The organism is Asaia sp. SF2.1, assembly GCF_000505765.1.
GTDB lineage: Bacteria > Pseudomonadota > Alphaproteobacteria > Acetobacterales > Acetobacteraceae > Asaia > Asaia bogorensis.
This window is the reverse complement of the sequence record NZ_AYXS01000003.1, coordinates 39,650-44,124: the sequence shown is the minus strand read 5'-3', so window position 1 is coordinate 44,124 and position 4,475 is coordinate 39,650. Positions and strand designations below refer to the sequence as shown.

The 4,475-nt window shown below is 59.2% G+C and carries 7 protein-coding genes; 3 read left to right on the top strand and 4 right to left on the bottom strand.

Annotated elements, in window-relative coordinates:
• The 3 genes from P792_RS0117915 to P792_RS23530 form a co-directional block, all read left to right on the top strand.
• The coding region (locus tag P792_RS0117915) for a hypothetical protein (protein ID WP_031240081.1) at positions 1 to 301 on the top strand (301 nt) is incomplete at its 5' end.
• Positions 302 to 684: 383 nt separating this feature from the next.
• On the top strand, positions 685 to 1,344 hold the full coding sequence (locus tag P792_RS23535; RefSeq protein ID WP_023977731.1) for a hypothetical protein: 660 nt from the start codon (positions 685 to 687) through the stop codon (positions 1,342 to 1,344).
• Positions 1,345 to 1,406: 62 nt separating this feature from the next.
• Positions 1,407 to 1,694, top strand: a complete 288-nt coding sequence (locus P792_RS23530) for a hypothetical protein (protein ID WP_023977730.1) — start codon at positions 1,407 to 1,409, stop codon at positions 1,692 to 1,694.
• 106 nt (positions 1,695 to 1,800) lie between these two features.
• On the opposite strand, the gene P792_RS23525 is transcribed toward P792_RS23530, so the two are convergent.
• From P792_RS23525 to P792_RS0117910, 4 genes are all read right to left on the bottom strand, one after another.
• Positions 1,801 to 2,184 (bottom strand): hypothetical protein, encoded by a 384-nt coding sequence (locus tag P792_RS23525; RefSeq protein WP_152530134.1) that lies wholly within the window; start codon positions 2,182 to 2,184, stop codon positions 1,801 to 1,803.
• A gap of 248 nt (positions 2,185 to 2,432) precedes the next feature.
• Positions 2,433 to 3,089, bottom strand: a complete 657-nt coding sequence (locus tag P792_RS23520; RefSeq protein WP_023977728.1) for a hypothetical protein — start codon at positions 3,087 to 3,089, stop codon at positions 2,433 to 2,435.
• Complete coding sequence (locus P792_RS23515) at positions 3,086 to 3,886, bottom strand: hypothetical protein (protein ID WP_023977727.1); 801 nt, start codon at positions 3,884 to 3,886, stop codon at positions 3,086 to 3,088. Before P792_RS23515 ends, P792_RS23520 begins: the two co-directional genes overlap by 4 nt.
• A gap of 108 nt (positions 3,887 to 3,994) precedes the next feature.
• On the bottom strand, positions 3,995 to 4,475 hold a 481-nt coding region (locus P792_RS0117910), incomplete at its 5' end, for a hypothetical protein (protein WP_161630806.1).

The following is a 4,475-nucleotide window of genomic DNA, read 5'->3' as shown; positions in this document are numbered from 1 at the left end:
GGACGGCTATCTGACCGCCGATCAGATGAGGCCGGTCTGGCAGTGGCTTTGCCACCACTTCCCGCACGGGTTCCATACCGGTTGGCTCGCCGGGCTGGCGGCTCACTGGCCGGCCTCGCGGCTGGCATGGCCGGACTGGCAATGGATCGGGGCCGGACTGGTTCTGGCGCTGGTCGGCAAGGGCGCGCTTCTCCCGATCCAGTATCGCGCCGCGAGGCTCGGACGGCGGGCCGTTCTGGGCCTGAACCTGTTCATCGTAACGGCTTCGCTGTTCGGCGGTCTGATCGTTTTTCAGCGCTGAGTGCGCAATAACGCGAAAAGGGCTTGGCGCGTGACAGCGAGGCACGGCATGGGCGCGCTGCGCGCGGCCTACGGCTGCGGCGTCACACGCCGCCCCCACGCGGTGAGCCTATTGTGCTGTGTACTTCTGCCTGCTCATGAATAGAAGAAGTACAAGTAGTATTTAATGACGTAAAGCGATGTATATAATGGCGCAATATTCATCCCTTACTATGCAGACAGTACATGACTATGGAAGTATCCATGCAGCATTGTCTATTCTATTTCTTATGAAATGCCGATATAACTTTACTTGTGGACAGGCAATAACGCCCCACACAAAAAGCGCCCCGGAAGGTGCTCGAACACCACTCCGGGACTTCGCCAGAATGAAAGAATGGTTTCATGTCAGACGCAAACCGCAATATCGCCCGTAACGCAGACGCTGGCAAGTATTCCGCCGCGCAGGTCCGCCGCTTCAAGGAGGCAGAGGCCCACGTGAAGGCCAGCAACGCCCCTACGCTCGAACTGACCAAGCGGCTGGTTCCCACAGACATCCAGATGCAGCACATCGCCACCAGATTCCCCTCGGTCAAGGTCGGTGAATATGACGAACTTTTCGGCGCGGGTCTGTCCTTGGTACGCGACCAGTACGAAACAATGGCCCCTATCCTGACTTTTGAGGGCCGCCACGGCACGAATTTCAGAGCCCTCAAACTGCACCTCGACCGGATCGTGGACGGCGTCATTCGTTCCGCCTACGGCGCTGCACACTTCTATGAGGGCAAGCGTCTCGCCGCCAAAGATGCGACAAACAGCTTCTCGAACGAGCACCGCGACGAGGACCGGCAGGGCGTCGATGGAGGCGATAACCGCGCCGCCGAGATGCGCACCGTCGCCGCCGAAAAGGCCGGTCACGCTTGGTCTCTCGCCGTTGTCGCTGCCGGGGCCTGCGAAGCCTACCGCGACCTCATGGGGAGCGACTGGCAGCCCTACCAGCCAAAGAACAGCCGCAGCGTCTCCGAGCGCGCCGCTTCCGAAGAAGCCGCAGCCCTCGGTTTCTGATCCTTCCCGCCGGACCCGAAAGGGTCCGGTCCCTCTCCCCTCACAAGGAAATGCGCTCAGTCATGCAACTCCCCTTGTTCAAAGCCCTCAAGACCATCAATATAGAAGACGAGCAGGCGACCGAGATCGTCGACTCAATGGAGGATTACATCGCCATGAAGATGCAAGAGGCTACCGCTCCACTCGCCGCTCGGATCGAAGGTCTGGACGGGCGTATGGGTGCTCTCGACGCCAAGCTGGGCGCGCTCGATACCAAGATCGGCGCTTTGCAATGGACAATCGGCATCATCGGCGCGGTGATCGCCATTGCCACCGCCTTTTCCGGTGTGGCCCGCTTCATCACGCACTAGATTGGCGTATCCGCTGGGCAAAATCGGGGCGGCTCTCGCGAGCCGCCTTTTTTACGTCCAGTCGAGTTTCCCGTCCGCCCGAAAGGCAGTCATCCCGCCCGCGGCTTCATAATCCGAGCAGCGATAGCGTGCCATTCGCATAGGGTGTCGCCTTAGGATCGGGATGGACGATAATGTCCGAGCCCGCAGCAATCGCCAGTAAGGTGCCGAAATAAGGGTCTTTCAGGCCGATGACAGACTGCACATTCTGTTGTGTAATCTCGGTTGGATACGGCTTCTTGACCGTATGCCTGATATAATTGTCGATCACGCCATGAATGATGAAGGGTGTCCCACGTATGGAAAGCAGTGGACGGTAGTTTTCGGGGAAATCGTCAATATTTTCGGCTTCCATCAGGAAATCCACCTCGTCCAGCCTTACATAGACCGTCTCTCTATAAACTGTGATTTTCAGCACCTCACAACTGTCGTTTCCAGTGGACGGGCTCATTTGTCTTCTCCGTGATGTGGCAAAGGATTGATCGATATTCAGCGCAAAATTGGACACAAATAAAATGCGAGGCGTTCGTCGCCTCGCGGGGCCGCGTTGCCCCCACTTGCCACATATCCACAGCGCACGCGCTCTCGACTCTTGACGGTCGAGCGCGTGCGCTGTGGATATGCTCCGGCGTCCCTTACGGGACGCCTACGGCCCTTCGGGCTGGAAAGCAGGGACAGCGCTCGCATCGAGACTTTCAATCAGCGTTTCTCGGCGCTTTGTGCGGCTGGCTGGTCCTGCTTGTGGACCTGTGACGAATCAAGCTGGCACCACAAGACGTTGCTCTTTGGATCGGCGACCATATTTTCAAGGCACTGGCCGCCTACCATTGCCTGATACCCGATATGCCTGTGCTCCCACCAGGCGCCCGCTCCCATCAGGCTCACGATCGTAATCACCGCCGCAATGAAGCCCGTCACCGCCCAGCGGATCGTGGACGGCCGCGTGATGTCCAGCATCGCCCCTTCCAGCTCGCCCTTCCACATACCGAGGAAAGCTCCCTTCAGGGACGCCAGGGCTTCGTTGACGATCGCGCCAACCATCACATTCGCCTGCTCCGTGCTGAACTGCTCTGTCCGGACGCGAACGGCCTCAGAGATCGCTATGGCTTTGTTTCGCTCGGTTTCTATGATCTTCAGGTCGGCCGCCGCCCGGTTTCTCGCTCCGGCCGAAGCATCCAGAATTGCGGAAACAGCCGCCTTCGCCTCAACCGTCAGGTTGTCATAAGCCTCCTGAACCCGGACCGTTGCGAGGTGATTTTCCCAAAGAACCGTCCATAGCGGATCCTCAGGAGTGAGTCCGGCACGCGTTAGCGCGCGCCGGTAGGTTTCATGAATATCGCTTGGGGCCGTAGTCATGGGAGATACTCCGCGGCACCCACGGCTGCGATGTTGCGCTCGAAGTCGTCGGCCCATTTGCGGACGATGAAATCATCCAGGGGACTCACCTTGTAAGAGCCGTCCTCGTTGCGGATCGACTGAAGCAAAGGGAAGACTTCGAGATCACGGGCTTCCAGTGTCTGGGCATTCGACAGGCGTGGGATCGTGACGATCTTGCCGCCAGCAGCCTTGAGGCTACGCGCACGAGGATCGTTGTCAGAAAATTCCCGGAAGAAGGACTGTGCATCGACGCCGGGCGTAACCACGCCTTCATTCAGGAACAGCACGACGTCACTGGGGATATGTTTCTCAGCTTTCAAAAGACTGAACACATGCTGAAGATCGAGCTGGTTCGGTCCGGCGAAGCACAGATTGGTCAGGCGATACCCGGTCGCCTGCAGAAAGCCCCCCAGATCCATGTCACGCGCCAGTTCCGCAGAGGCCGTTTCACCGGCGCCCAGATCGAAGAATACGGAACGCTGGGCAGCAACCGCGTCGTTCAGCCGTTCGCCGAACCACTTCGTCAGGCCAGGAACGGACACATCCTTCGGACGGGGCGTGCCGCCCTTACCTTCGGGAAACACAGTGTGGAGCTTACCATTGCGGAAATCCCCATCCGCAATATCCAGCAGACGCCCTGCCGCCTGCGCTCTGTGCAACAGATAACGCGAGATGAACGTCTTGCCCGTGCGCCCTCTTGCTGCCGCTTTCAAAAGGCGCAGAACAACCTGCGTGACCATCAGTGTTTTCTTATCGATCGGAGGCTCTGCCCGCATGATCTTGTCTCCGTTACGGCAGCGCAGGACGCGATGCCTCACGGCGTAAGCACATCGCGTTGCGCTCCAGAGAGCGAGCGATAAAAATCACGAGACGCCGTTTTTTTCTCAGCGTCCCCAGAAAAGCGTGATGGTGAGTTCGCGCTGGGTCATCTCCTGCTGGGACTTGCAACGTGCCATGATCTCGTCGCGCACATATTTCTCCCATTCCAGCTCTGTCTCGAAATCCAGCTTGGTGCGATAGCCCGGGAGATCCGCCCCCTGTCGCCACGGTGCCTTGGTGGCGGGGCACAGATCGCCCTCCCTGACCCGCAGGGTTCCGTTCTCGACCCCGCTCGCGAACTTGCGGACATCGTGCCAGTTATCCGAGCCCAGGAACGCAGGCCAGCGATCGCAAAGCTCGATTGGCGTCATCCTGAACAGCCCCAGCGCGCAAACGACGTGATTGCCCCCGAAGCTTTTCTTCCAGACCGTGCCCGGCTCAGGGAGATTGTCGCTCCGCAGGAAAGTCCCCGGGATCGTGGGATCGAGCCAGTCAGGTCTTTCGGGCGCGTCAGACGCAGTGTCCGGGGCGACCGGCACCGTGTCC

What these genes read in the sequence shown, in the direction of transcription:
- P792_RS23535 (WP_023977731.1), top strand. Translation starts at nt 685, where the DNA reads ATGTCAGACGCAAACCGCAATATCGCCCGTAACGCAGACGCTGGCAAG.
- P792_RS23515 (WP_023977727.1), bottom strand. Translation starts at nt 3,886, where the DNA reads ATGCGGGCAGAGCCTCCGATCGATAAGAAAACACTGATGGTCACGCAG.
- P792_RS23530 (WP_023977730.1), top strand. Translation starts at nt 1,407, where the DNA reads ATGCAACTCCCCTTGTTCAAAGCCCTCAAGACCATCAATATAGAAGAC.
- P792_RS23520 (WP_023977728.1), bottom strand. Translation starts at nt 3,089, where the DNA reads ATGACTACGGCCCCAAGCGATATTCATGAAACCTACCGGCGCGCGCTA.
- P792_RS23525 (WP_152530134.1), bottom strand. Translation starts at nt 2,184, where the DNA reads ATGAGCCCGTCCACTGGAAACGACAGTTGTGAGGTGCTGAAAATCACA.